The organism is Scandinavium sp. M-37 (assembly GCF_043558715.1).
GTDB classification, from domain to species: Bacteria; Pseudomonadota; Gammaproteobacteria; order Enterobacterales; family Enterobacteriaceae; genus Scandinavium; species Scandinavium vulneris_A.
Genome location: NZ_JBIGIN010000022.1, coordinates 1 through 24,282 on the forward strand (window position 1 = coordinate 1; position 24,282 = coordinate 24,282).

General features: G+C 54.0%; 27 protein-coding genes and 1 other RNA gene. 8 read left to right on the plus strand and 20 right to left on the minus strand.

Going from position 1 to position 24,282, the window contains the following annotated elements:
* Window positions 1-326 (plus strand): Biofilm associated protein A (locus ACG0Z5_RS15880; RefSeq protein WP_394449026.1); only part of this gene is annotated, 326 nt, incomplete at its 5' end.
* 97 nt (window positions 327-423) lie between these two features.
* Here ACG0Z5_RS15880 and ACG0Z5_RS15885 read toward each other — a convergent pair.
* The 8 genes from ACG0Z5_RS15885 to ampR form a co-directional block, all read right to left on the minus strand.
* Window positions 424-1,197, minus strand: coding sequence for a DeoR/GlpR family DNA-binding transcription regulator (locus ACG0Z5_RS15885; RefSeq protein WP_394449029.1), 774 nt, complete (start codon window positions 1,195-1,197; stop codon window positions 424-426).
* A 110-nt stretch (window positions 1,198-1,307) separates the two neighbouring features.
* A complete protein-coding gene (gatD, locus tag ACG0Z5_RS15890; RefSeq protein ID WP_394449032.1) occupies window positions 1,308-2,351 on the minus strand; it encodes a galactitol-1-phosphate 5-dehydrogenase in 1,044 nt (347 codons plus the stop codon).
* 44 nt (window positions 2,352-2,395) lie between these two features.
* A complete protein-coding gene (locus tag ACG0Z5_RS15895) occupies window positions 2,396-3,769 on the minus strand; it encodes a galactitol-specific PTS transporter subunit IIC (protein WP_394449035.1) in 1,374 nt (457 codons plus the stop codon).
* A gap of 4 nt (window positions 3,770-3,773) precedes the next feature.
* On the minus strand, window positions 3,774-4,058 hold the full coding sequence (gene gatB, locus ACG0Z5_RS15900) for a PTS galactitol transporter subunit IIB (protein ID WP_319786132.1): 285 nt from the start codon (window positions 4,056-4,058) through the stop codon (window positions 3,774-3,776).
* A 29-nt stretch (window positions 4,059-4,087) separates the two neighbouring features.
* Window positions 4,088-4,552: a PTS galactitol transporter subunit IIA gene (gene gatA / locus ACG0Z5_RS15905; protein WP_394449038.1), complete on the minus strand. Its 465-nt coding sequence runs from the start codon at window positions 4,550-4,552 to the stop codon at window positions 4,088-4,090.
* A gap of 13 nt (window positions 4,553-4,565) precedes the next feature.
* Window positions 4,566-5,837 carry a tagatose-bisphosphate aldolase subunit GatZ gene (gene gatZ, locus ACG0Z5_RS15910; RefSeq protein WP_394449040.1) on the minus strand — a complete coding sequence of 424 codons (1,272 nt, stop codon included), beginning with the start codon at window positions 5,835-5,837 and terminating at the stop codon, window positions 4,566-4,568.
* 74 nt (window positions 5,838-5,911) lie between these two features.
* Window positions 5,912-6,766, minus strand: coding sequence for a tagatose bisphosphate family class II aldolase (locus tag ACG0Z5_RS15915; RefSeq protein ID WP_394449043.1), 855 nt, complete (start codon window positions 6,764-6,766; stop codon window positions 5,912-5,914).
* A gap of 137 nt (window positions 6,767-6,903) precedes the next feature.
* The gene (gene ampR / locus ACG0Z5_RS15920; protein WP_319627349.1) at window positions 6,904-7,776 is read right to left on the minus strand and encodes a LysR family transcriptional regulator AmpR; all 873 of its coding nucleotides are present in this window, start codon (window positions 7,774-7,776) and stop codon (window positions 6,904-6,906) included.
* 129 nt (window positions 7,777-7,905) lie between these two features.
* Between ampR and ampC the strand changes: the two genes are divergently transcribed.
* From ampC to ACG0Z5_RS15945, 5 genes are all read left to right on the plus strand, one after another.
* Window positions 7,906-9,054 carry a CMY2/MIR/ACT/EC family class C beta-lactamase gene (gene ampC / locus ACG0Z5_RS15925; protein ID WP_319627348.1) on the plus strand — a complete coding sequence of 383 codons (1,149 nt, stop codon included), beginning with the start codon at window positions 7,906-7,908 and terminating at the stop codon, window positions 9,052-9,054.
* Window positions 9,055-9,098: 44 nt separating this feature from the next.
* Window positions 9,099-9,477: RNase P RNA component class A (gene rnpB / locus ACG0Z5_RS15930), an RNA gene on the plus strand.
* A 458-nt stretch (window positions 9,478-9,935) separates the two neighbouring features.
* Window positions 9,936-10,346: a Spy/CpxP family protein refolding chaperone gene (locus ACG0Z5_RS15935; protein WP_394449047.1), complete on the plus strand. Its 411-nt coding sequence runs from the start codon at window positions 9,936-9,938 to the stop codon at window positions 10,344-10,346.
* A 292-nt stretch (window positions 10,347-10,638) separates the two neighbouring features.
* Window positions 10,639-11,970 carry a hypothetical protein gene (locus ACG0Z5_RS15940; RefSeq protein WP_394449050.1) on the plus strand — a complete coding sequence of 444 codons (1,332 nt, stop codon included), beginning with the start codon at window positions 10,639-10,641 and terminating at the stop codon, window positions 11,968-11,970.
* A 43-nt stretch (window positions 11,971-12,013) separates the two neighbouring features.
* Window positions 12,014-13,324, plus strand: coding sequence for a serine dehydratase subunit alpha family protein (locus ACG0Z5_RS15945; RefSeq protein ID WP_394449052.1), 1,311 nt, complete (start codon window positions 12,014-12,016; stop codon window positions 13,322-13,324).
* A 49-nt stretch (window positions 13,325-13,373) separates the two neighbouring features.
* Here ACG0Z5_RS15945 and ACG0Z5_RS15950 read toward each other — a convergent pair whose 3' ends face one another.
* Window positions 13,374-14,075 carry a pirin family protein gene (locus ACG0Z5_RS15950; RefSeq protein WP_394449055.1) on the minus strand — a complete coding sequence of 234 codons (702 nt, stop codon included), beginning with the start codon at window positions 14,073-14,075 and terminating at the stop codon, window positions 13,374-13,376.
* 104 nt (window positions 14,076-14,179) lie between these two features.
* Here ACG0Z5_RS15950 and ACG0Z5_RS15955 point away from each other — a divergent pair, with 104 nt between their 5' ends.
* Complete coding sequence (locus tag ACG0Z5_RS15955; protein ID WP_394449058.1) at window positions 14,180-15,076, plus strand: LysR family transcriptional regulator; 897 nt, start codon at window positions 14,180-14,182, stop codon at window positions 15,074-15,076.
* A gap of 56 nt (window positions 15,077-15,132) precedes the next feature.
* Here ACG0Z5_RS15955 and ACG0Z5_RS15960 read toward each other — a convergent pair whose 3' ends face one another.
* The 11 genes from ACG0Z5_RS15960 to ACG0Z5_RS16010 all read right to left on the minus strand — a co-directional run bounded on the left by ACG0Z5_RS15960 (window position 15,133) and on the right by ACG0Z5_RS16010 (window position 22,388).
* Window positions 15,133-15,498, minus strand: coding sequence for a DUF805 domain-containing protein (locus ACG0Z5_RS15960; RefSeq protein ID WP_394449061.1), 366 nt, complete (start codon window positions 15,496-15,498; stop codon window positions 15,133-15,135).
* A 106-nt stretch (window positions 15,499-15,604) separates the two neighbouring features.
* Window positions 15,605-16,591, minus strand: coding sequence for a glutathione S-transferase family protein (locus tag ACG0Z5_RS15965; RefSeq protein ID WP_394449063.1), 987 nt, complete (start codon window positions 16,589-16,591; stop codon window positions 15,605-15,607).
* Between the two features lie 72 nt (window positions 16,592-16,663).
* Complete coding sequence (locus ACG0Z5_RS15970; RefSeq protein ID WP_319628747.1) at window positions 16,664-17,056, minus strand: DoxX family protein; 393 nt, start codon at window positions 17,054-17,056, stop codon at window positions 16,664-16,666.
* Window positions 17,057-17,268: 212 nt separating this feature from the next.
* A complete protein-coding gene (locus ACG0Z5_RS15975) occupies window positions 17,269-17,568 on the minus strand; it encodes a YqjK-like family protein (RefSeq protein WP_394449067.1) in 300 nt (99 codons plus the stop codon).
* Complete coding sequence (locus ACG0Z5_RS15980) at window positions 17,561-17,962, minus strand: phage holin family protein (RefSeq protein WP_319628745.1); 402 nt, start codon at window positions 17,960-17,962, stop codon at window positions 17,561-17,563. The genes ACG0Z5_RS15975 and ACG0Z5_RS15980 overlap by 8 nt, the downstream gene beginning before the upstream one ends.
* A 2-nt stretch (window positions 17,963-17,964) precedes the next feature.
* The gene (locus tag ACG0Z5_RS15985; RefSeq protein ID WP_394449071.1) at window positions 17,965-18,270 is read right to left on the minus strand and encodes a YqjD family protein; all 306 of its coding nucleotides are present in this window, start codon (window positions 18,268-18,270) and stop codon (window positions 17,965-17,967) included.
* 38 nt (window positions 18,271-18,308) lie between these two features.
* Complete coding sequence (locus ACG0Z5_RS15990) at window positions 18,309-18,677, minus strand: DUF1090 domain-containing protein (protein ID WP_394449074.1); 369 nt, start codon at window positions 18,675-18,677, stop codon at window positions 18,309-18,311.
* 150 nt (window positions 18,678-18,827) lie between these two features.
* A complete protein-coding gene (gene mzrA, locus ACG0Z5_RS15995; RefSeq protein WP_394449077.1) occupies window positions 18,828-19,214 on the minus strand; it encodes an EnvZ/OmpR regulon moderator MzrA in 387 nt (128 codons plus the stop codon).
* A gap of 2 nt (window positions 19,215-19,216) precedes the next feature.
* Window positions 19,217-19,879, minus strand: a complete 663-nt coding sequence (gene yqjA / locus ACG0Z5_RS16000; protein WP_319628741.1) for a DedA family general envelope maintenance protein YqjA — start codon at window positions 19,877-19,879, stop codon at window positions 19,217-19,219.
* A gap of 316 nt (window positions 19,880-20,195) precedes the next feature.
* On the minus strand, window positions 20,196-20,972 hold the full coding sequence (gene exuR, locus ACG0Z5_RS16005) for a transcriptional regulator ExuR (RefSeq protein WP_319628740.1): 777 nt from the start codon (window positions 20,970-20,972) through the stop codon (window positions 20,196-20,198).
* 120 nt (window positions 20,973-21,092) lie between these two features.
* On the minus strand, window positions 21,093-22,388 hold the full coding sequence (locus tag ACG0Z5_RS16010) for an MFS transporter (RefSeq protein ID WP_394449081.1): 1,296 nt from the start codon (window positions 22,386-22,388) through the stop codon (window positions 21,093-21,095).
* Between the two features lie 468 nt (window positions 22,389-22,856).
* Between ACG0Z5_RS16010 and uxaC the strand changes: the two genes are divergently transcribed.
* Window positions 22,857-24,269, plus strand: a complete 1,413-nt coding sequence (gene uxaC / locus ACG0Z5_RS16015; RefSeq protein WP_394449084.1) for a glucuronate isomerase — start codon at window positions 22,857-22,859, stop codon at window positions 24,267-24,269.
* Window positions 24,270-24,282: the final 13 nt, after the last annotated feature.

Genomic DNA, 24,282 nt, shown 5'->3' on the forward strand with positions numbered 1-24,282 from the left:
CACTCGCTCAGATTGATGATTCACATACATTACCAGCAGCAGTCGATATGACCGACCATGCGCATAATACCCTTCAGCTCACGCTGAACGATATTCTGAGTGAAGCGCATGACAATCTGTTTGTGCAGGATGGTCATAAGCAACTGGCGGTGACCGGTGATGCCGGTGACGTGGTTGAACTGAAGGTTGAAGACCTGGCGCACAACACCTGGCAGGATGCCGGCCAGGTGACGGCGGGCGGTGTTCAGTACGAGGTTTATCATCATGCTGGCAGTGATGTTGAGTTACTGGTGCAACAAGGTCTGGAACTTCATCAGGTTTCATAATCTGTAGAATTATTCCAATCCTTATCAATCCCCGGCTACGGCCGGGGATTTTATTTGAAATATAAACGTCCACTCCTCGCTCATAGCAGACCCTCAATCAAACGGTCCTTAACTCCACACCTGCTTTTTCGAGGGCGGCAATGTCTTGTTTGCTGATGCTACTGTCAGTAATGACACAGTTAATCTTGTCCATCGGCAGGACTTGATTGAAGCCCCTACGGTTGAATTTGGTGGCGTCCAGCACGGCGACAACGTGGTGTGCGGCTGCTGCCATCACGCCGCTTATCGAGTAACCTTCGTTGAAGGTGGTAATCCCATTGGTGGCATCAATGCCGTCTGCACCAACAAACATTAAGTCAGCGCTAATGCCTTGTAAGGACTGTTCCGCGATAGTGCCGTGCATCGAATGGGTTTTGTGTCTGACAGTGCCACCACAAACGACCAGCGTGATGTCTTTATTTTCAGCCAGAGTAAAGGCGGCGGGTAAACTGTTGGTGATCACCGTGATATTGGTTTTCTTGACCAGCTCTTCGGCAATCAGCAGTGTCGTGCTTCCACTGTCGAGGATCACCGTCATGCCTTCGGCGATCATTTTTGCTGCGGCCTGCGCGATGCGCTTTTTAGGATCGCTTGCCAGTTTGTAACGCTCTTCCAGTACCACCTCCTGGTTGTCGGCTTCGGCTAAATTGCTGCCGGGCTTTGCCGCACCACCATGGAAACGCGTGACTAAGCCTTTATCTTCCAGCAAACGCAGATCTGCGCGAATGGTTACCTCTGAAGTACCAAAGGCATTCGAAAGATCCAGAACCAATACGCTTCCCTGGGAGTGAACCAGTTCGACTATTTTGTTCCTTCGTTCAAATGAGTTCATCTTGATATGCCTGACAATTAATTGTGGCTAGTGTAATCGAAGGATAGTGAAAGGTGAACGATAAATTTCGAAAGTAAAGGGGAGCCAGCCAGGACAGCTGGCTCATAATTTTAAGACAGGCTGAGCAAGATTTTTCCCTGCATTGGTGCACCGTCTAACGCTTCAACTGCGGTGGCAAAGCTTTGCATATCACCGCGATGGGCGATTAACGGTTCCAGCTGCAGTCGCTTTTCCGTCAACAGATGTGCGGCGGTTTCCCATTCTGTTCCCGGCCAGGGGCTGGAGTAGTTCATCCAGCAGCCGAGAAGAGTTAACTCTTTTCTCAGAATTTGCCCGAACACGTTAGTATTCAGTATCAAATCCTGATGAAGCGTACCTACCAGCGCCATCTGAGCGCGGGGGCCTGCGATTTCAATGGCCAGGGCTACGGTCTGCGGTGCGCCTGCTGTTTCCAGAATAAGTTGATCAAATTGAAGTTCAGCCAGGGCGGACTGGATCTCTGCTGCACTCATCTCCCGACTGTTTAATGCGTGAGTCGCCCCCAGCGTTCTGGCGAGTGTCAGTTTTTCAGGATTGATATCCACCGCCGTGACGCTTTTCGCACCCAGTTCTCGCGCGCACTGCATTGCCAGCAAGCCAATGGTTCCCGCGCCAACGATAATGACGTTTTTGTCCTTGCAGCCCTGAGCAAGGTTGAAAGCATGAAGCCCTACGGTGATTGGCTCGATAAATGCCCCATCCTCAATGGGCATCGTCGAAGGTAAACGAAAAAGATTCGCGCGTTTCACGACCACATATTCTGCGTTTCCCCCTTCGCTGCGTGAGCCGACAAATTGATACGATTTACACAGAGAGAAGAATCCGCGCTTGCACTGAGGGCAATGAAAGCATGGGAGTAGAGGTACGCAGGCGACGGCATCACCGGGCTGCAGATCGGTCACCTCGGTGCCATAGGATTCGACATAGCCGCTAAATTCATGCCCCAGCGTAATGGGATAATAATGCGCGCCATGGCTGAAAATACGCGGAATATCTGATCCGCACAGCCCTGCACTGACGACTTTGACCAGCACGTCATCATCGGTTTTCAATTGTGGTATAGGGCGTTCTTCAACGCGCACTTTTCCCTCAGCGTGGATAACCACTGATTTCATAAGATTCTCCAGAAATGAGCAGGGGAGCGAGGGCCCCCCTGATATTAAGAAAGGCTTTCCGCCTGCTGAATGGATGCCGCTTTTTCGGCGGCGACAAAGTTACGCGCCCGACGCCAGGTCAGCAGTACGCCCGTCAGATAAACCACGGCGATAATGAGGAAACCAGTGATGTTCTGCCAGGTGAACAGTTGGATGAGCAGCCAGGTAATCGGCGAGCCACCCTGGTCCATTGACGCGACCATTCCTCCGGCCTTTAATGCACCCGCGTTTTCGGCAAGCTGAGTATGTAAGCCAATGGTTTGCGTGGCAATCCAGAGCGTCATACCCATGATGATGACACCTGAAATCAGGGTGCGGAACAGATTGCCTTGGTGTACCGCGACCGCCATTGCAACGAAGAAACCGATGGTTGCCAGATCACCAAACGGCAGGACCTGATTACCCGGAACCAGTACGGCAATCAGAATAGTCAGCGGAATGAAAATCAGGCTCGCAGAGACCACCGAGGTGTGTCCTAACAGCAGGGCGGGATCCAGACCAATCAGGAATTCCTGACCGCCAAACTTCGCCTGCAGGCGTTTACGAGCATGTTTTGCTATCGGTGTTAAGCCATCCATAATCGGTTTGATGACGCGCGGCATCAGCAGCATGACGGCTGCCGTTTTCACCGCCAGTTGCAGGACGGCTTTGGTGTCATATCCCGCCAGCAGACCAATCACCAAGCCCATCACAAAGCCAACGGTGACCGGTTCGCCGAAGGGACCAAAGCGTTTCTGAACGTCATCAGCGCTGAAGTGGATGCGGTTCAGTCCGGGGATTTTCTCAATGATGGTATCAACCAGTACGGCTATTGGCCCCATATAGGCCGAGGAACCATGTGGGATCGCAATTCCTTCCAGTTCGAAAAAGTCGCGGGTGTCTTTCGCAAACCAGTCGCCAAGTTTGTAGACAAAGGCGGCGTGAAGGACGACCCCGAGAATACCAATCCAGTACGAACCGGTGGCGAGGTGCAGCATCGCGCCGGTAAAGGTCATATGCCAGATATTCCAGATATCGACGTTAACAACGCGGGTCATCCGGGTGACCAGCATTACGATGTTCACCCCAATCGCAATCGGAATGGCGACCAGCGCAATTTGCGAGGCCCAGGTCATTGGGGAAGAACCCGGCCAGCCGATATCGACTACATGCAGGTTAATCTGGAACTGTTCGGCCATAGCTTTAGCGGCAGGGCCAATGGAATCCAGCATCAACCCAATCACCAGACCGATTCCGACAAACCCAATGCCGATATGCAGCCCTGATTTAAAGCAGTCGCCGAGCTTCATCCCCAGTGCTTTAGAGAAAACGATGATCACCAGAGGCAGCATCACCGTTGGGCCTAAGTCGAGGATATAACGCATTATTTCGCTAAACATGGCGTTACCCCACGAGGATATTCAGGATTTTTTGCTGCAAAGCTTCGATACCCACGCCGGAAACAAACGGCATACCGTGAACCACGGGGATATCACCAAAGGTACGATCAACGCGGGCGGTGGTGCAGATGAGATCCGCGCCATCCATATAGGTTTCGATTTCCGTCACCCGACACTGCACTAAATCGAGCGTGATGTTGTTCGCTTCACAGAGCTCTTTGATTTCTTCAGCGGCCATAGTGGAGGTTGCTACCGCCCCACCGCAGGCCACAATGATTTTACGTTTCATAGGGTATTCCTTTTATTATCGGTTTTTTATTAGTTCTGAATGCAAGGTTGAGGGTCGAGAACGGTTTCCTGGAACAGCGTGGTCAGTTCGGAATCAGGAGCGTTAAGCAAGGCGACAAGGGTCTCCGGGTTTTGTAACTCACCAAAAAGACGACGCAGTAGCTTCAACTGTGCCGTCGGGTTTTCAACGATCAGGGCGATAATTAACGACGCGTCGATCTCTGCGTCATCATCCGCCTGTTGAAATTTCACCGGGCGGGTGGGGCGAATCAGATAAAGCGCGGGTGATTTCGCATGAATGGCTTCGCAGTGCGGGATCGCGACAGCATGCTGCTCGAGTGCAATCCCGGTCGGAAAAACGGCCTCCCGCTCAAGTAATGCCGCTGGATAAGTGTCATGCACGACCCCTTTGGCCAGCATTTCTTCACCAATGTGGGCCAGCACCTGCTGGCGTGAACTGAAGTCAATTCCGGTACGAACAAAGAGTTGGCTCATAGAATCTCCGGGGTCAGGCTGTCTGGGCCGTGCAGCCAAAACGATAGGCCCTGAGCACGTCCTGAATTTTGTCAATAATCAGGTTGTGTGGGGTGGGGGCGAGGGAATTATCGGCCAGGCGTTCAAACTGAACCGGCATAAACTGACTGATTAATCCCAACGGTAATGACACCTCATTCAGATTGGCGATAAGTTTCTCCACGCTTTGCCTGATACGAGGATGAGGCCAGTAATAGCGGATTCGGTCAGAAAGACTGAAATGAATATCAACCATGGCCTGGCTCCATGTAGGGTGATAATACTTCTTCCAGTAACTCGGTTCGTTGAGCATCACCTCATCAATCACCTTGAGCACATGACTGCGGTTTTCCGGGGAGATCAGTTCGTTTTCCATCTGGGCCAGTGCAAAAATGGCTTCTCGCAGCGCGAAGGTCAGCGCCGGGCCGACTTTCAGAATGGCGTAGTGATCGCGCACCAAAGCGTGGTAGGCCTGACGGGTTTGATAATCGGTTGAATGGGCCTCGTAGACCATTGGGGTCGGCTTGATCCAGCCAGACAGCGCTTCGGCCGCGTGCGGTTGGTAGTGAATAATCTGTGTATGATCGAATTCAACGCCGGGCTGGACAACGATCGCAATCACTCGCGTTAATGCTTCTTCCAGATCTAAGGCCCGGAATGCAATTTGATGCGTTTCTAGTGTGCGCGCGGCATCTTTTTCTTGTGTGACGTGCACCGTACCAATCGTGCTGGCTTCACCACCGGGGACGGGAACCTCCGTTCCGATGACGTAGGTGAGTAAGCGTTTCTGTTCTTCTGTTGCTGTGGCTTCCGCTGCCTGGCAGAGCACGGCAGCGCGTTCGGCGACGACCGTAGGATCAAGCGGTGTAGGGTCGTCAGCACAGGACATTGAGGCATCGAGATGGATTTTGCTGAAACCCGCAGCGACATAAGCTTTGATAAGATCGACGGATTTTTTCATCGCCGCGGCTGCAGATTCATGTTGCCAACAGTTTGGGCCGAGATGATCGCCGCCAAGAATGAGTCTTTCGAGCGGGAAGCCAACATCCTGCGCAATCTGATGCACAAAATCGCGAAAATCCGCCGGTTTCATTCCGGTATAGCCGCCATCCTGATTGACCTGATTAGAGGTGGCTTCGATCAATACTTTATTGTCGCTATTCAGATCGAAGCGTAATGCGGCTTCAATAACCAACGGATGCGCCGAACAGACGGAGCAAATCCCCAAATGTTCCCCGCGTTTATGACGGGCGATAATCTCTTTCACGTTACTCTCCGATAGTGTTGCACTACTGCTAATGGTTTAAATTTCAAAATCGATCGGGCCCTGATGTTGCTGAGCTAAAGTTTTCCTTCGCTGCCACAATCAAGAATGACTTTGCTGACGACCTGTTTCATCGCGGCTTTGGCGGGGATCATGTAATGCCGGGGATCGCTGGCATCGGGATGGAGGCTCAAAAAGTCTTTGAGTGCATTGGCGAATGCGATTTTAAGTTCGGTTGCAACGTTAACTTTGCAAACGCCCAGCGCTACCGCTCGGCGGATGTCTTCTGTCGCAAGCCCCGACGCACCGTGCAGCACCAGCGGAACCTCGACGTGCCGACGAATTTCCGCCAGACGGTCAAAATCAAGTTTGGGTTCTCCCACGTACAGTCCGTGGGCGGTGCCAATCGCGACGGCCAACGAGTCGATGCCTGTTTTTTCGACGAACTCGCGAGCCTGAAGGGGATGGGTATAAAGGGCGTCCTTTGCGTCAACGGTCAGGTCATCTTCTTGCCCGCCCAGGCGTCCCAGTTCGGCCTCCACGCTCACGTCGTAGCGATGGCAAATGTCAGTCACCTCTTTGACCAGGGCGATGTTCTCGGCAAATGCGTGATGCGAACCATCAATCATGACTGAACGCACACCGGCTTTTACTTTTTGCTCGATGTCAGTCGAACTTTCATGGTGATCGAGGTGGATGGCCAGAGGATGGGTGTAGCTTCTGGCAAGTTCAGCGGCAATTGCCACAACATTCCCCGTGCCGGCATAGCTGAATGTTCCCGGAGTTCCCGCCACAATCAGCGGAGAGCGAAGCTCTGACGCGGTTTCTACCACGACCTGTAGCGTCTCAAGGTTGTGAATGTTGAAGGCTGGAACGGCATAACCTGCACGCTGAGCCTTCTTCAGCATCGCTTTGGTCGAAATGATGAACATTCTTCCTCCGAATTCTTTCGTTTATCATCTTCGAAATAAACTATAGGCTTTCGGAATGTTGTTTTGTGATTTGGATCGAATAAACGAAAGAATCGAAAGAAATGGAAGGGTTGCGAAAGTGTGGCAGTGCGCTTTCGCTACAGGCTCTGATTCACCAGCCAGCGGGAAAAATCATCCATGGCTGGGGTTTGGGGGCGGGATTGCAGCCGCGTCAGCCAGTAGCTGCCGAGGTGAATGTGGCAATCAAACGGTTGGACGATGCGCTCGCTATTGAGCAGGTGAGTGAACATGTTCACCGGGGCGATGGCGACGCCCATTCCTGCCTGCGCGGCTTCCAGCATGGTGACCGAGGAATCAAAGACCATCACCTCGTGGGTCGGCGAAGGTGGCTGCGCCCCGGCGGCCTCAAACCATGAATTCCATTCATCGCGCCGATACGAGCGTAGCAGCGTGAAGCGCAGTATGTCGGCAGGCGTGTGGAGTTCTGCGGCCAGCGCTGGACTGCACAGCGGTCCCAGCGGTGCATGGCATAGAAATGTCGCATCGGTCCCGTGCCAGGCACCGTTGCCATAGCGAAGAGTGTAATCCAGCCCTTCAGCCGCCGGGTCGACGCGGTTGTTATGGGTGGAAAGATGTAAATCGATATACGGGTAGCTGCGGCGAAAATCCGCCAGCCGGGGCAGCAGAAAGCCAGTCGCGAATGTCCCCACTACACCGATCTTTAGTTTCTCCCGCTCGTGCGAGACTGCAAATCGGTCCAGCATCCCCGCGATCCGGTCAAACGAATCGTTCAACACCGGCAGCAGGCTTTCGCCTTCCGTCGTCAGCCGCAGCCCGCGTGAAACGCGGACAAACAGCTGGCAGTTCAGGTGATCCTCAAGGGCTTTGACCTGCTGACTGATAGCCGAGTGCGTGACGTTAAGCTCAATGGCGGCATGCGTAAAATTAAGATGCCGAGCCGCCGCTTCAAAGGCACGTAGCGAATTAAGGGGAATATAACTCCGGGTCATGGGCTATCCGTTAGAAAAGCTTAAGGCTACTGCTAAATTTAACCGTTTGTGGCCGACAGTCAAATCCCGCAGACTGAGCCTGTCTGAAGGGCCCGGACATTCAATCGTGTGACTTATGGAAGAATTTCAATGATGAAAAAAACACTCTGCTGTGCGCTGGTTCTCAGCGCGTCGTTTTCCGGTTTTGCTGCGCAAAAAACATTAACTGACAAACAGTTAGAAGATACCGTCAATCAAACCCTGAAGCCGTTGATCAAAGCCCAGGCTATCCCCGGTATGGCGGTGGCGGTGATTTATCAGGGTAAGCCACACTACTTTACCTATGGCGTGGCTGATGTCTCAACCAAACAACGGGTGACGACGCAGACAATTTTTGAGCTGGGCTCCATCAGTAAAACTTTCACCGGTGTGTTGGGCGGTAATACGCTGGCGCGTGGTGAAGTGAAACTCAGCGATCCGGCCACAAAATACTGGCCTGAATTGACCGGCAAGCAGTGGCAGGGGATTACGCTGCTGGATCTGGCCACCTACACGGCGGGCGGATTGCCGTTGCAGGTTCCCGACGAGGCCAACGATCAAGCGGCACTGCTGAAGTTTTATCAGAACTGGCAGCCGGAATGGGCACCGGGCACTCGCAGGGTGTATGCCAACTCGAGCATCGGTCTGTTTGGTGCGCTGATGGTTAAACCGTCCGGCATGGGCTTTGAAGAGGCAATGACGAAGCGCGTATTACAGCCGCTGAACCTCAACCATACCTGGATTAACATTCCGGCCAGTGAAGAAAAGCATTACGCTTGGGGCTACCGTGATGGCAAGGCGATGCACGTCGGGCCAGGGATGCTGGATGCCGAATCCTACGGCGTGAAATCGACCGTGGAAGACATCGCGAGCTGGGTGCAGGCCAACATGAATCCGCAGCAGGTGAGCGACCCGATGCTGAAACAGGGCATCGAAAAAGCGCAATCCCGCTACTGGCGCAGCGGCAGCATGTATCAGGGGCTGGGCTGGGAAATGCTCAACTGGCCGGTAGCCGCTACCACCGTAATTAACGGCAGCGACAATAAGGTCGCGTTGGCGGCACAGCCGGTGTCGGCGATTGAACCGCCGGTGCCGGCAGTGAAGGCATCGTGGGTGCACAAAACCGGATCGACCAACGGCTTTGGTGCCTACGTGGCCTTTATCCCCGAGAAGCAGATTGGCATTGTGATGCTGGCTAACAAGATGTATCCCAATACTGAGCGCGTCAAAGCGGCGTACACCATCCTCGACAAGCTGTAGGTTCAAGGGTGACAAAGCGGTGCGAACCCTCTATACTTCGCGCCGAAGCTGACCAGACAGTCGCCGCTTCGTCGTCGTCCTCTTTCGGGGGGAGACGGGCGAAGGGGAGGAAAGTCCGGGCTCCATAGGGCAGGGTGCCAGGTAACGCCTGGGGGGGAAACCCACGACCAGTGCAACAGAGAGCAAACCGCCGATGGCCCGCGCAAGCGGGATCAGGTAAGGGTGAAAGGGTGCGGTAAGAGCGCACCGCGCGACTGGCAACAGTTCGTGGCACGGTAAACTCCACCCGGAGCAAGGCCAAATAGGGGTTCACATGGTACGGCCCGTACTGAACCCGGGTAGGCTGCTTGAGCCAGTGAGCGATTGCTGGCCTAGATGAATGACTGTCCACGACAGAACCCGGCTTATCGGTCAGCTTCAACTTCTTCCAAAACCCCGCCTCGGCGGGGTTTTTGCTTTCTGGTGATGTGATGAATGACTGTCCACGACATTATACCCAAAAGAAAGCGGCTTATCGGTCAGCTTCAACTGCTTCCAACCCCCGGCCCTCGGCGGGGTTTTTGCTTTCTGGTGATGTGATGAATGACTGTCCACGACACTATACCCAAAAGAAAGCGGCTTATCGGTCAGCTTCAACTTCTTCCAAAACCCCGCCTCGGCGGGGTTTTTGCTTTTTGGTGATGTGATGAATGACTGTCCACGACACTATACCCAAAAGAAAGCGGCTTATCGGTCAGCTTCAACTGCTTCCAACCCCCGGCCCTCGGCGGGGTTTTTGCTTTCTGAATTTCGTTTACATTCAAATATATATTCATAATTGTTCATACCTGTACATCACTCCTTAGCAAATAATACCCCGTTTACTTTTAAGGAAATGAACAATGAACAAAATGACGCGTATTGCCCTGCTGACCGCTTCCCTGATTGGTTTCACCGGTGTTGCCCAGGCTGCCAATACTGATGTGGCTCCTGCACCTGCCCAGGATCCGATTGTTCAGCACCTGAAGCTGAGCAACGACCAGGTGGCAAAAATCAAAAGTCTGCACGATGCGATGGAAAAGAACGTTGAACAGGTTTCCATGAAAGACGTGAAAGATGGCGCATTGATTGACGTTATTCAGTCTGGCAAGTGGAATGAGAAAGCGGTGAAATCACAGCTGGAAGCGTTCAGTAAAATTGAGCAGCAGACCCGCTACTACCGCGTGAAATACTACTTCGACCTGAACCAGGTCCTGACTCCGGAACAGCGCAAGCAGATCCGTGATGATCTGGCACAGTCTCTCGAGAATTAAGCAGAACGGATAATACGACCCCGGTGATTCGTCATCGGGGTCTTTTTTTGTCTAAAAATTGGACTGTGATCTGCCTCTCACATACGCTTGTGATAGAATAATTTTCTTCATTACATTCTATAGATAAAATAATTTCCCTTTCCTTCCCAGATTACGCTGCGAATGGCGATTTTTTTCTCCGGGCCTGCGCGTATGATTTCTTCATTCTAAAAACTCGCCTGCACCACGCACCGTATATCGCCCAGATACGGTTCGAAAAATAATAAAACCTCTACCTACAAGCGAGATCTTTATGGAAACGACTACACAAAGCAGCGTCGTTGTGGATGGTGTCATGCCCGGTCGTCGGGGCAATATGACGGAAAGCGAATGGCAGGCAGCAATTAAATTCGACAGTACCGATACCGGTTGGGTCATTATGAGTATCGGCATGGCTATTGGGGCCGGAATTGTCTTTTTACCGGTTCAGGTAGGATTAATGGGGCTATGGGTATTTTTGCTCTCATCTATTATTGGTTATCCGGCGATGTATTTATTCCAGCGGTTGTTTATCAACACCCTGGCGGAATCGCCAGAGTGCAAAGACTACCCGAGCGTGATTAGCGGTTATCTTGGTAAAAACTGGGGCATTCTGTTAGGTGCGCTCTATTTTGTGATGTTGGTTATCTGGATGTTTGTTTATTCCACGGCAATAACCAACGACAGCGCCTCGTATTTACACACCTTTGGCGTGACGGACGGCTTGCTTTCCGATAACCCGTTTTATGGCCTGATCCTGATCTGTATTCTGGTGGCAATTTCCTCCCGGGGTGAGCAACTGCTGTTCAAGGTCTCAAGCCTGATGGTGCTGACCAAGCTTCTGGTGGTGGCCGCGCTGGGCGTGTCGATGATGGGACTCTGGCATCTGTATAACGCCGGTTCATTGCCGCCGATGGGGTTGTTGATCAAAAACGCCATTATTACGCTGCCCTTTACCCTGACCTCGATCCTGTTTATTCAGACCTTAAGCCCGATGGTTATCTCCTATCGTTCTCGTGAGAAATCACGCGAGGTGGCGCGGTATAAAGCGCTGCGGGCGATGAATATTGCCTTTGGTATTTTGTTCGTCACAGTCTTTTTCTATGCAGTGTCATTCACGCTGGCGATGGGGCATGACGAGGCGGTGAAAGCGTATGAGCAAAATATCTCTGCGTTAGCCATTGCCGCCCAGTTTATTAGCGGGGAGGGTGCCGGTTGGGTAAAAATCGTCAGCGTTATCTTAAATATTTTCGCCGTGATGACCGCCTTCTTCGGCGTTTATCTCGGCTTTCGTGAAGCCACGCAGGGCATTGTGATGAACCTGCTGCGCCGCAAATATCCTGCCGAGCGCATCAATGAAAAATATGTGCAGGGCGGGATTATGGTATTCGCTATTTTGCTGTCCTGGAGTGCGATTGTCCTGAATGCACCGGTGCTGAGTTTTACCTCAATCTGTAGCCCCATTTTCGGCATGGTAGGGTGCCTGATCCCTGCCTGGCTGGTCTACAAAGTGCCTGCGCTGCATAAGTATAAAGGCCTGTCGCTGAAGATAATCATTATTACCGGTTTGCTGTTGTGCATATCGCCGTTTCTTGCCTTCTCCTGAGGCGAGGCTGTGTGTTCCCTGAGTAAGAGTTAAGGTCGAAAGTATGTTGAACCCTGAATGTTCTCCGTTATGGAAAAAGTTAATCCACGCCGTACGGGCAGAAGTGAAGCCTGCGCTGGGTTGTACCGAGCCGGTATCGCTGGCGCTGGCGGGCGCGTTAGCCGCTGCGCAACTGGAAGGCGAGGTTGAGCGCATTGAAGCCTGGGTTTCCCCAAATTTGATGAAAAATGGAATGGGCGTCACCGTGCCGGGCACCGGTATGGTGGGGCTGCCTATTGCGGTGGCGCTAGGTGCGCTGGGGGGCGATGCGGATGCCGGACTGGAGGTGCTGAAAAAGGCCAGCCAGGATGATATTGCACAGGCAAAACGGCTGCTGGATCAGGGCAAGGTGTGTCTCCGGGTGCAGGAACCCTGCGACGAGTTGCTCTACGCCCGGGCCAAAGTGTGGTGTAAAGACCGCTGGGCCAGTGCCACTATCGCCGGAGGCCACACCCGCATCGTCAATCTCGAAAAGCAGGGCGAAACGCTGTTTGCTCATCAGCCTGCCGCCGGGGAACTGAAGGAAGATGACCTGCTTGAGGTCATGTCCCGCACGTCGCTTGCCGAGATCCTCAATTTTATTGAGCATGTCCCGCTGGAAGAGATCCGTTTCATCCTCGAGGCTGCGAGGCTCAACGACGCACTTTCTCAGGAGGGATTGCAGGGCAAATGGGGATTACACATCGGTGCGACGCTGGAAAAACAACGCCAGTGTGGGTTAATGGGCCACGGTCTGGCCTCTGAGATAGTGATTCGTACCACCGCCGCATCGGATGCTCGAATGGGGGGCGCTTCGTTGCCCGCCATGAGCAATTCCGGCTCAGGGAATCAGGGGATCGCCGCCACCATGCCGGTGGTGGTGGTGGCCGAACACTTTCAAGTCAGCGACGAGCGCCTGGCCAGGGCGCTGATGCTCTCGCATCTGAGCGCTATCTACATCCACGCTCAACTGCCGCGTTTATCGGCGCTGTGTGCCGCCACCACGGCCTCAATGGGAGCCGCGGCGGGCATGAGCTGGCTGATTGACGGCCGCTACGAGACGTTGGCGAGGGCGATTGGCAGCATGATTGGTGACGTCAGCGGGATGATATGTGATGGCGCATCGAATAGCTGCGCGATGAAAGTGTCAACCAGCGTGTCGTCGGCATGGAAAGCGGTGCTGATGGCGCTGGATAACACCGCCGTGACCGGCAACGAGGGGATTGTGGCGCACGACGTGGAGGAGTCGGTGGCCAATCTCTGCGCCCTGGCCTGCCAGGCAATGCAGCAGACAGACCGGCAAATCATCGACATTATGTCGCACAAAGCCCGCTAGTCGGGTGAGAACATCAGGCTGGCTTCCTGCGCCAGCCTGATTTTTTCGATCATATCGGTAAATCTATCAGCAGCGCGCGAAGCGTTGTATCCGCCACCAGCGTAATGTTGGCCTCGTCGCGAATAAACGCCCCATCCCCGCAGGTCAATCCTTCACGTTCTGCCTGTGGTGTCACCGCATGGACGGTGCCGTGGATCGACTGCAAATAGGCGCGTGGACCATGAAGCTGGAAGCTGAGCTGCTCACCTTTCTCCAGTTGGATGTGGTGGACCCATACCTGTTGGCGCAACTGCACGCTACCAAGGCTTGCATCGGGCGACGCCACAAGCTGCTGGGCGGTGTCGGTCAGGGTCAGTTTCTGCACCGACGGGTTTTCCCGCTCCGGGCAGGCGTCAAGCCACAGCTGCATTCGGGTGAGCGTTTTGTCTTTACTGAGGTTGTGCTCGCTATAGCTGATGCCCGGCTGGGTCGCAATCAACAGCGCTTCGCCCGCTTTGGCCTGAACGTGATTCCCTTCACTGTCGCGATATTCGGCTTCACCTTCCAGGATAAGATTCAGGATATCAACTTTCGGATACGTTCTCGGCTGGAACGAAGCGCCCGGGGCAAGCACTTCCTGATTCAGCACGCGCAGGGAGGCATATCCCAGCAGTTTCGGATCGAAGTAGTGTCCAAAGGAGAAGGTGTATCGGGCCTGCAGCCAGCCAAAATCGGCCTTGCCACACTGTTTGGCGGTTCGGGTAGTAATCATATTCTTGACCTCTCTTTACACTAAAACAATGGTAAAGCTATGGACGCTGCATTGTTAGCCAGATATTCTGCCGGGTATGTTCAAATTTCCTGAATGAGAACGCCATGGCTAAAGAGAGAGCACTGACCCTCGAAGCGTTAAGAGTAATGGACGCGATTGACCGGCGCGGCAGTTTCGCCGCCGCTGCGGATGAGCTGGGCCGCGTGCCGTCTGCGTTAAGCTACACCATGCAGAAGCTGGAAGAAGAGCTGGACGTGGTGCTGTTCGACCGCTCAGGTCATCGCACAAAATTCACCAACGTTGGCCGAATGTTGCTGGAGCGCGGGCGCGTACTGCTCGAGGCCGCTGATAAGTTGACCACCGACGCCGAGGCGCTGGCGCGTGGCTGGGAAACGCATCTGACGCTGGTGACCGAGGCGCTGGTGCCGACGCCGGAGCTGTTTCCGCTGGTCGAAAAGCTAGGCCTCAAAGCCAATACCCAGTTGTCCATTATCACCGAAGTGTTGGCGGGGGCCTGGGAACGTCTTGAGCAAGGGCGCGCCGACATCGTTATCGCCCCGGATATGCATTTCCGTTCATCCTCCGAGATAAACTCCCGCAAGCTGTATTCGATTCTGAACGTCTATGTGGCCTCGCCGGATCATCCGATTCATCAGGAGCCGGAGCCGTTATCCGAAGTTACGCGGGTGAAATATCGCGGTGTGGCGGTGGCGGATACCGCCCGCGAGCGTCCGGTGCTCACCGTGCAGCTGCTCGACAAGCAGCCGCGTCTGACGGTCAGCACCATTGAAGATAAACGTCAGGCGTTATTAGCCGGGCTGGGTGTGGCGACCATGCCGTATCCGCTGGTTGAGCAGGATATCGCCGAGGGACGACTGCGCGTCGTGAGCCCGGAATATACCAACGAAGTTGATATCATCATGGCGTGGCGGCGTGACAGCATGGGCGAAGCGAAAGCCTGGTGCCTGCGCGAAATTCCGAAGCTGTTTGCCAAAAAATAGGGTTGCCGAGGGCAAAACGTAGGCCTGGTTAGCGGAGCGCCACCAGGCTCATTACGTTAAGGGAGCTGCTTCGGATCCGGCCCGAAACGGTTCTCGCCCGGCGTGCCGTTCTGACAGTTGAAGACCAGGATCACCAGCCAGCCGACGATCGGGATCAGCATTAATAATAACCACCACGCCGATCGGTCAGTATCGTGCAGGCGTCTGAACTGTACCGCCCACGTTGGGATCAGCACCAACAGGCCATAAATACTCGTCAGCACGCCTTCGCCGCTCGCGTGCTCCCAGCCGAGTATTTTGTCGATAATGCTCAGCACCCCCGCCAGAACGAAGCTCACCAGCACGAACATCCAATATTCTTTCCGGCGCGCACGGCCACCAAACCCGATGTAATTCTTGAGTACTTTTAGATACCAGTCCATTTTTCCTACCCCAATAATTAGTCAATCACTTGTTTTCTAAGCGATCGAGGTAAGGATAGATGCAATTTATGAATTAAAAAAGGGCATCGATTGATGCCCTTAATAATTAGCGGAAACGCACATCGCGACCGTGAGGTTCGTCGAGATCTTGCCACGGCCCTATCGAAATGATCCCGGTCGGGTTGATGGTTTTATGGCTGCGGTAATAGTGATGGCGAATATGGTCAAAATTAACCGTCTCGGCCACGCCCGGCAGCTGATAAATATCGCGCAGGAAACCGTACAGGTTCAGGTAATCGCTGATGCGGTGCTTATCGCATTTAAAGTGGGTGACATACACCGGGTCGAAGCGAACCAGCGTGGTCCACAGGCGAATATCCGCTTCGGTCAGCTGGTTGCCGGTCAGATAACGGTGCTGGCCGAGGATCTGCTCGACGCGGGCCAGGGCTTCAAACACCTGCGTCACGGCATCGTCGTAAGCTTCCTGGCTGGTGGCGAACCCGGCTTTATACACTCCATTATTGATGCTGTCGTAAATCCAGCCGTTCAGCTCGTCAATCTGCGGGCGCAGCGCGGGCGGATAATAATCGCCCGCCCGCGCACCGACTCCGTCAAAGGCGCTATTCAGCATTCGAATGATTTCAGCTGATTCATTGCTGACGATGGTGTGATTCTTTTTGTCCCACAGCACCGGCACGGTGACGCGTCCGCTGTACTGCGGATCAGCATGCAGATACAGCTGATAGAGAAATTCGTTTTGATACAGGCTATCGCCGGTGGTGCCGGGGAAGCTGTCGTCGAAGGTCCAGCCGTTTTCATACATCAGCGGGCTGACGACAGAGACATCGATGAATGACTCCAGTCCTTTCAGGGCGCGCATAATCAGCGTGCGATGCGCCCACGGACAGGCCAAGGATACGTATAAATGGTAGCGATCTTTCTCGGCGGCAAATCCGCCTTCTCCGGAGGGGCCTGGTGCGCCATCGGCGGTCAGCCAGTTGCGAAACGCCGAAACGGAACGCTTGAATCGTCCCCCGGTTGATTTTGTGTCATACCAGGTATCATGCCAGACGCCGTCAATCAGTTGTCCCATGGTGCTCTCTCCTTCAAAAATGACAAAAGCGAGGGAATTCCCTCGCTTTACGCTTCAGTCAGTATAGCGGGATTACCACTTTTTGTTCAGCACGCGGTCAATACTGAACGCGCCCGGACCGGTGATAGCCAACAGCAGGAAGCCGCCTGCGATGGTCAAGTTTTTCATGAACATCAGCGAGTTAACGCCTTCAGCAAAGTTGCTATGGAAAAGAAATGCGGTCAGCAGCGTAAAACCGGCGGTGAACAGCGCGGTGGTACGGGTCAGGAAACCGAACAGAATCGCCAGACCGCCGCCGAACTCGAGCAGGATGGTCAGCGGCAGCAATGCGCCCGGAACGCCCATCGCTTCCATATATTGTTGGGTGCCTGCATAACCGGTGATTTTGCCCCAGCCCGCAGTGATAAACAGAATTGGCATCAGAATACGCGCTACCAGGATACCAACATCTTCTAATTTTTTCATTTTACTCTCCATCAAACCACACGGGCGGCATTATTGATTTATTGTGCAAATCCGCGGAGATACCGCGTCGTTGCTGTCGATGGAAAGGAGTGTAATCGTGACGCTACGGGATTGTTAGCAAGGAAAACTGTCGATCTTCTTCAAAGATATTGAGTATTCGTGAAGGCAGAGGAAAGAAAGGAGAAAGGCCCGGCAGAGCAGGGCCATAGCGGTTAGCCGCGATACTGTTGTTGGCGAAGGGTACTTTTGACCAGCCGCCACGCGCTCCAGGCTCCGAACCCACGGCGGGCCCAGCGCACCAGAAAGCGCGGATGGCGTACCGACCAGATAGCCATCACGCTGCTGCCGACCAGCGCCCAGGAGCGCAGGCTCAGCAGCGTATTCCAGCCGCGATCGTAGACGCCGGTTGCCTCATGCCAGTCGCGGCGGCTGGCGGACAGGTCCAGCCGCTGCTGCTGGATTTGGCTCAGCAGATACGCCTTACGCTGTTGCAGCTCGAGTTTGCTACTCACGCTCGTCGTCCTCAAGCAGCGACCGATCGTTTGCCAACTCGTTGCGGGTATGACGCAGCAGCGTTGAGCGCCGCGCTTTACGCAGCGTCCAGATACCGCCAATCAGCGCCAGCAACAGCAGCACGACGGTGGTGGCAATCATGGCATTCAGTCGGTATTGCGGATCGATGGCCCAGATAATCAACACCATCAAACTCATCAGTCCGAATGCCGCGAACAGCATGGTCAGGCCGAGCATCAGCAGCATCTGGAAGAGATTCGCTTTCTCCTCTTCCAGTTCGACAACGGCCAGCCGCAGACGGGTTTCCACCATCTCGACCATAATGGTCACAATCCGTTGGCCAATCCCGAAGACGCTTTTACCCGGCCCGTGTGCGTGATGTGAATCAGCCATAATTAACGACGCGTCAGCAGCACACCCAGCACCAGCCCGACGGCTGCACCGATACCTACGCCAGTCCATGGGTTATCACGCACATACTCGTCAGCGCGCGCGGCAGCTTCACGAGTTTGTTTGGCCAGCGCATCGCTGGTGTCGCCTAAGCGAGTACGGCTCTCTTTCAGCGCGCGCTCTGCTTTGCTGCGCAGTTTGCCCAGCTCTTCTTTCGATTTGTCTGTGGAGGAGTTCAGCACCTCTTCCAGGGTATCCGCCAGGGATTTCAGTTCGGTACGCAGATGTTCTGAGGTGTTATCTTTAGACATGATATTTCTCCAATGTTAGACGTCAGATTTCCATTAACTCAATAGTCACGAGACTCAAGCGCTTTCAGTTGATCCTGCGCTTCAGTGAGCTTGTGTTCACGTTTACTGATTTTGTCCTCATCACCTTTGGCTTTCGCCTCGTCGAGGTCGTGACGACGCTCGGCGATTTCATCTTTCTGTTTCGCAATTTTCTTCTGGTGGTCGGCACGAAGTTGGTTGTCGCTGCAGTTATCTTTCACTTCGCGTAACGCTTTGTTCAGACCGTCAATGCGGCTCTGATTTTTGTGCTTTTCCGCGTAGTGAATTTCGCGCTGAATATCCTGTTCCTTCTCCTGGCACAGCGTCGCTGCGTAGGTGCCAGTGCTCAGAGTGACAAGGCCCAAAGCCAGAAAAATGCGGTATTTCATAGGTGAAACCTTCCATTGTGTCGTGGGCAAATTCTGACGCTGCCCCACCCAGTCGATGTAATGATGATGGTGACTTCCGCTTACTCAATGATAGTAAGTAAACGCGAAATCACCAAAGTCTGTGAAAAGATTCAGAATCCTGGAAGGTCGCTAACCGAAGCGATGCGGCGTATCTCGAAGGCGGGAGAGCCACTGCGGGGCCATCGTGGCATCGTCATCCTGAAGCGCAACGATGTAACCCTGGGGCAGCGTTCTGTCCAGCACCTCTTTGGCGGCGGCGCTCTGGTCGCTGGATTCAAACTTAATCACTAACGCATCGTTTTGTGGGGTGATGCTTTTAAAGCGGATGCCGTTGGCATCCAGATGATGCCAGATGGAGAAACCATCCGGCATGCTGGCATTGGCGTTCACCGGGCGAATGGCAAGCGTTGACTCCTGCTGCTGAATGGCGGCCCAGAACCACAGCAGCGCGCACAGCACAAGCAGTGCGCCGAGGCTCAGGCTGAATCGGCGAAAGGTGGCGTTCCGGAATCCCATGTTTAGCTCCGGTTACCGTATTTTTTCTTCAGCAGCACCACGATAGAACCGATAAGGCCGAACACCAGCAGCACCACCGGCAGCAGCATCAGGCAGGACATCAGCGCATCTTCATATTTCAGGAACACCGGGGTTTTCCCCAGCAGGTAGCCAAGTGAAGTCAGGATCAGCACCCACAGCAGGCCGCTCATCCAGTTGAAGAACTGGAAACGCGCGCTGCTCAGGCCAGACAACCCGGCGATGGTGGGTAACAGAGTACGCACGAAGGCGATAAAGCGCCCGACCAGCAGCGCGGATAAACCGTGCTTATGGAACAGGTGATGCGCCCGCTGGTGGTAATGCGCGGGCAGATGCGACAGCCAGTTTTGCACGATCCGCGTATTCCCTAGCCAGCGACCTTGAATGTAGCTCACCCAGCAACCGAGGCTGGCGGCAGTGGTCAGCAGCAGCAACGTTTGCGGAAAGCCCATCGCACCTTTGGCTATCAACACGCCAACCAGTACCAGCAGGCTGTCGCCCGGTAAAAAGGCGGCAGGCAACAATCCGTTCTCTAAGAATAGGATCATAAATAAGACGAAATAGAGCATGCCTATCATGGAGGGGTTAGCGAGGGTTTCGAAATCCTGGCTCCACAAGGCATTCAGTAATTGGGTTAACAGTTCCATTCACGATTCCTGGTACATCGATTAATGTCATGCCTGAACGCGTTGTTCTGCCTGGACGTCAGTCGTTATTGATTAATTATGGACGCTGGCAACACGTTCCGAACTTATCCATGTTTTCGCGGGCAGGGAAGGTCCTGACCGGCGACGACAAAATGCATCTAAGTGTAACAAAGCCATGGGTTATACGTCACAGAAATTGCAGTTTGTTGCAGGTTGATTTTGCTTTCTGATGCGGGGAGAGGCGAGGGTTTTTACACAGGCTGACACTATAGTGGGTTTGCTTACCCTCGGTACGACACCGAGGGTGAGGAAAATCTTATTTCAGGCCGTTGGCAGCGGTATCGAGATGCACCACCGGGTTTTCCGCGAACAGGTAACGGTCGGCGTTGAATTCAAAATCATCGCTGGTTTCGTTGAACAGCATCAGCTTGGTGTTTTCCAGGTGCTGCCACATCGCCAGTTTGGCGGCATGCGGATCTTTGCGGATCAGCGCTTTCAGAATCTGGTCGTGATCGTCACACCAGTTATCCACCGTACGCAGATCGATATGGTCATGCAGTTTTTTCCAGTACGGGTTGTGCACGCGCTGGGTCCACATTTTCTCGACGATGGCGGCCAGGGCGGTGTTTTGCGTGGCCAGGGCTACCTGCACGTGAAACTGTAAATCCCATTCGGAGTCGCGGAAGCACTTCTCTTTACGCGCGTTGTCCTGGATCTCCATCAGCTTCATGATGTCCTGCTTGGTGACCTGGGTCGCCGCAAACTCAGCGATATTACTTTCAATAAGCTGGCGGGCCTGAAGCAGTTCGAACGGGCCATAGTTGGCAAATTCGAGGGATTCATCCGGGGCCTGATAGTGCTTCGCGGTGCTGGAAATAACATGGATGCCTGAACCCTTGCGCACCTCAACGTAGCCTTCGACTTCCAGCATAATGATGGCTTCACGGACAACCGTGCGGCTGACGTTCTTTTCATCGGCAATAAAACGTTCTGCAGGCAGTTTATCACCCACCAGATAAACGCCTTGCTCGATGCGATCTTTCAGCTCAGCGGCAAGCTGTTGATATAAACGGCGTGGTTCCGTGATTTCCATATTCGCTCCAGGCAGGGTACGGCATGAGAGATTTGTTATACCACTTTTAGCGAAATCTCACCACCCAATCATAGCAAAAAGCCGCCCATCGGGCGGCGTAGATATCAGGTGTGACAAGGCTTAGCTTTGTGTCGCCGTACCGCCGACGGGATGGAGCGTATCGGCTGCCGGTTTGTTCTGTAGCACGGTCCAGATAACCACCGCGCCGAGCAGGTCGAACACTGCCAGCACCGCGAACAGCGGGCTAAAGCCCAGGGTATCGGCCAGCGCACCCACGACCAGCGCAAACAGGGTACTTGCCGTCCAGGCTGCCATACCGGTCAGGCCGTTAGCCGTGGCCACTTCATTGCGGCCAAACACGTCAGAAGAGAGCGTAATCAGTGCACCTGACAGAGCCTGGTGAGCAAAGCCGCCGACGCACAGCAGGGCAATCGCGGCGTACGGGCTGGTGAACAGGCCAATCATGCCCGGGCCAATCATCAGCACCGCACCCATGGTAACCACCAGTTTACGGGACACAATCAGGTTCACGCCGAACTTACGCTGGAACAGCGGAGGCAGATAGCCGCCGACGATACAGCCGAGGTCAGCAAACAGCATTGGCATCCAGGCAAACATCGCGATGTGTTTCAGATCAAAGCCGTAGACTTTAAACATGAACAGCGGGATCCATGCGTTGAAGGTACCCCAGGCCGGTTCTGCCAGGAAACGTGGCAGCGCGATGCCCCAGAACTGGCGGTTACGGATGATCTGCCAGGCCGACATTTTTTTGCCGTTGTCGGTCTGATGCTGCGCTTCCTGACCACCAATAATGTATTCGCGTTCTTCTTCGGTCAGTTTTTTCTGGTCACGTGGATGCTTGTAGAACATCAGCCAGGCCATTGCCCAGGCGAAGCTCAGTACGCCGGAGATAATGAACGCCATCTGCCAGCTGTGCATGACGATAGCCCACACCACCAAAGGAGGCGCAATCATGGCGCCGATGGAGGAGCCGACGTTGAAGTAGCCGACGGCCACAGAACGCTCTTTCGCCGGGAACCACTCCGAGCTGGCCTTCAGGCCTGCTGGGATCATCGCCGCTTCTGCGGCACCGACGGCACCACGTGCGACGGCCAGTCCGCCCCAACTGCCTGCCAGCGCGGTCGCACCACAGAAGCAGGCCCATAGCACGGCAAACATCGCATAGCCGATTTTGGTGCCTAACAGGTCAAGCACATAGCCTGCAACGGGCTGCATGATGGTGTAAGCCGCTGAATAGGCCGCGATAATATAAGAGTATTGCTGCGTGGAAATATGCAGTTCTTGCATAAAGGTCGGCGCAGCGGCCGCCACGGTATTACGGGTGAGGTATCCCAGCACGGTGCCTAAGGTCACCAGTGCAATCATGTACCAACGTAATCCTTTAATTTTACGCATGTAAAACCTCGTCATTTTGTTTTATCCACGCACTGCGCGGTCATCTTCCTCGGCGGAGGGAGGATGTTTAAGTAACGGGGGGCGTAACAGTTAAACCTGTAACGGCCCGAACCTTGCCATGAGTCATCTTGTGAATTCGGTATCCGTACCGGGTAATTCCGATGTATGAGTCATCGGTAATTCATTGAGTGCGCTGATAGGTTGCGACGGGGCAAAAGATAACTTGTCATACAACTTTAAAAGGTGAGAACCGTCACAAAAGTTGGAATAAACGTAGGGTCTTTATCGCCAGCTCGCAAAGCCAAGGGCGGCGCGGGTTGGCACGTTGTTTACTTCTTTTTGGGTACTTTTTTTGTCTGCTTTTATTGATCTGACTCACGAAAAATTCTTCGGAGACTGGAAATTGGTGTGATAACTTTGCAGCATTGCAGTTAAGCATCTGACGCACTCTTTCAGAGGAAGACGATAATGACTCCGTTTATGACCGAAGATTTCCTGCTCGACACCGAATTTGCCCGCCGTCTGTACCATGACTACGCCAAAGAACAGCCGATTTTCGACTACCACTGCCACTTACCTCCGCAGCAGGTTGCCGAAAATTACCGTTTCAAAAACCTGTATGACATCTGGCTGAAAGGTGACCACTACAAATGGCGTGCAATGCGCACCAACGGCGTGGCTGAACGTCTGTGTACCGGCGATGCCTCCGACCGTGAAAAATTCGATGCGTGGGCCGCCACCGTGCCGCACACCATTGGTAACCCGCTGTATCACTGGACGCACCTCGAACTGCGCCGTCCGTTTGGCATTACCGGTAAATTGCTGTCGCCGTCTACCGCCGATGAAATCTGGAACCAGTGCAACGATCTGCTGGCGCAGGACACCTTCTCTGCACGCGGGATCATGAAGCAGATGAACGTCAAGATGGTGGGGACCACCGACGATCCGATTGATTCGCTGGAGCATCACGCGATCGTGGCAAAAGACACCACCTTCGATGTGAAAGTGCTGCCGAGCTGGCGCCCGGATAAAGCGTTCAATATTGAGCAGGCGACCTTTAGCGACTACATGGCGAAACTCGGCGAAGTCTCTGACACCGACATCCGTCGTTTCAGCGACCTGCAAACCGCGCTGGGCCGTCGTCTGGATCACTTTGCAGCCCACGGTTGTAAAGTGTCGGATCACGCGCTGGACGTGGTGCTGTTCGCCGAAGCGTCTGAGGCGGAACTGGACGCTATTCTGGCGCGTCGTCTGTCAGGCGAAACCCTGAGCGAGCGCGAAGTGGCCCAATTCAAAACCGCCGTTCTGGTGTGGCTGGGTGGGGAATACGCCCGTCGCGGTTGGGTGCAGCAGTATCACATCGGTGCGCTGCGCAATAACAACCAGCGCCAGTTCAAACTGCTGGGTGCAGACGTTGGTTTTGACTCAATCAACGACCGTCCGCTGGCCGAAGAGCTGTCGAAACTGCTGAGTAAACAGAACGAAGAAAACCTGCTGCCGAAAACCATTCTGTACTGCCTGAACCCGCGCGATAACGAAGTGTTAGGCACCATGATCGGTAACTTCCAGGGTGAAGGGATGCCGGGCAAAATGCAGTTCGGTTCCGGCTGGTGGTTCAACGATCAGAAAGACGGTATGGAACGTCAGATGACCCAGTTGGCGCAGCTTGGCCTGCTGAGCCGCTTCGTCGGTATGCTGACCGACAGCCGCAGCTTCCTGTCTTATACCCGTCATGAATACTTCCGCCGTATTCTGTGCCAGATGATTGGCCGTTGGGTGGCCGCGGGTGAAGCGCCAGCGGATATCCAGCTGCTGGGCGAGATGGTGAAAAATATCTGCTTTAACAATGCGCGTGACTACTTCGCCATTGAACTGAACTAATCCGCGACAGAAG

Coding starts and splice junctions, on each gene's coding strand:
- ampR (WP_319627349.1), bottom strand. CDS start 7,776: ATGACCCGGAGTTATATTCCCCTTAATTCGCTACGTGCCTTTGAAGCG.
- gatD (WP_394449032.1), bottom strand. CDS start 2,351: ATGAAATCAGTGGTTATCCACGCTGAGGGAAAAGTGCGCGTTGAAGAA.
- ACG0Z5_RS15895 (WP_394449035.1), bottom strand. CDS start 3,769: ATGTTTAGCGAAATAATGCGTTATATCCTCGACTTAGGCCCAACGGTG.
- ACG0Z5_RS15985 (WP_394449071.1), bottom strand. CDS start 18,270: ATGTCTAAAGATAACACCTCAGAACATCTGCGTACCGAACTGAAATCC.
- ACG0Z5_RS15915 (WP_394449043.1), bottom strand. CDS start 6,766: ATGTTCATCATTTCGACCAAAGCGATGCTGAAGAAGGCTCAGCGTGCA.
- ACG0Z5_RS15950 (WP_394449055.1), bottom strand. CDS start 14,075: ATGATTACTACCCGAACCGCCAAACAGTGTGGCAAGGCCGATTTTGGC.
- uxaC (WP_394449084.1), top strand. CDS start 22,857: ATGACTCCGTTTATGACCGAAGATTTCCTGCTCGACACCGAATTTGCC.
- ACG0Z5_RS15990 (WP_394449074.1), bottom strand. CDS start 18,677: ATGAAATACCGCATTTTTCTGGCTTTGGGCCTTGTCACTCTGAGCACT.
- mzrA (WP_394449077.1), bottom strand. CDS start 19,214: ATGGGATTCCGGAACGCCACCTTTCGCCGATTCAGCCTGAGCCTCGGC.
- gatB (WP_319786132.1), bottom strand. CDS start 4,058: ATGAAACGTAAAATCATTGTGGCCTGCGGTGGGGCGGTAGCAACCTCC.
- ACG0Z5_RS15940 (WP_394449050.1), top strand. CDS start 10,639: ATGGAAACGACTACACAAAGCAGCGTCGTTGTGGATGGTGTCATGCCC.
- ACG0Z5_RS15945 (WP_394449052.1), top strand. CDS start 12,014: ATGTTGAACCCTGAATGTTCTCCGTTATGGAAAAAGTTAATCCACGCC.
- ampC (WP_319627348.1), top strand. CDS start 7,906: ATGATGAAAAAAACACTCTGCTGTGCGCTGGTTCTCAGCGCGTCGTTT.
- ACG0Z5_RS16010 (WP_394449081.1), bottom strand. CDS start 22,388: ATGCGTAAAATTAAAGGATTACGTTGGTACATGATTGCACTGGTGACC.
- ACG0Z5_RS15955 (WP_394449058.1), top strand. CDS start 14,180: ATGGCTAAAGAGAGAGCACTGACCCTCGAAGCGTTAAGAGTAATGGAC.
- exuR (WP_319628740.1), bottom strand. CDS start 20,972: ATGGAAATCACGGAACCACGCCGTTTATATCAACAGCTTGCCGCTGAG.
- ACG0Z5_RS15885 (WP_394449029.1), bottom strand. CDS start 1,197: ATGAACTCATTTGAACGAAGGAACAAAATAGTCGAACTGGTTCACTCC.
- ACG0Z5_RS15960 (WP_394449061.1), bottom strand. CDS start 15,498: ATGGACTGGTATCTAAAAGTACTCAAGAATTACATCGGGTTTGGTGGC.
- ACG0Z5_RS15980 (WP_319628745.1), bottom strand. CDS start 17,962: ATGGCTGATTCACATCACGCACACGGGCCGGGTAAAAGCGTCTTCGGG.
- ACG0Z5_RS15935 (WP_394449047.1), top strand. CDS start 9,936: ATGAACAAAATGACGCGTATTGCCCTGCTGACCGCTTCCCTGATTGGT.
- gatA (WP_394449038.1), bottom strand. CDS start 4,552: ATGAGCCAACTCTTTGTTCGTACCGGAATTGACTTCAGTTCACGCCAG.
- yqjA (WP_319628741.1), bottom strand. CDS start 19,879: ATGGAACTGTTAACCCAATTACTGAATGCCTTGTGGAGCCAGGATTTC.
- ACG0Z5_RS15970 (WP_319628747.1), bottom strand. CDS start 17,056: ATGAAAAAATTAGAAGATGTTGGTATCCTGGTAGCGCGTATTCTGATG.
- ACG0Z5_RS15965 (WP_394449063.1), bottom strand. CDS start 16,591: ATGGGACAACTGATTGACGGCGTCTGGCATGATACCTGGTATGACACA.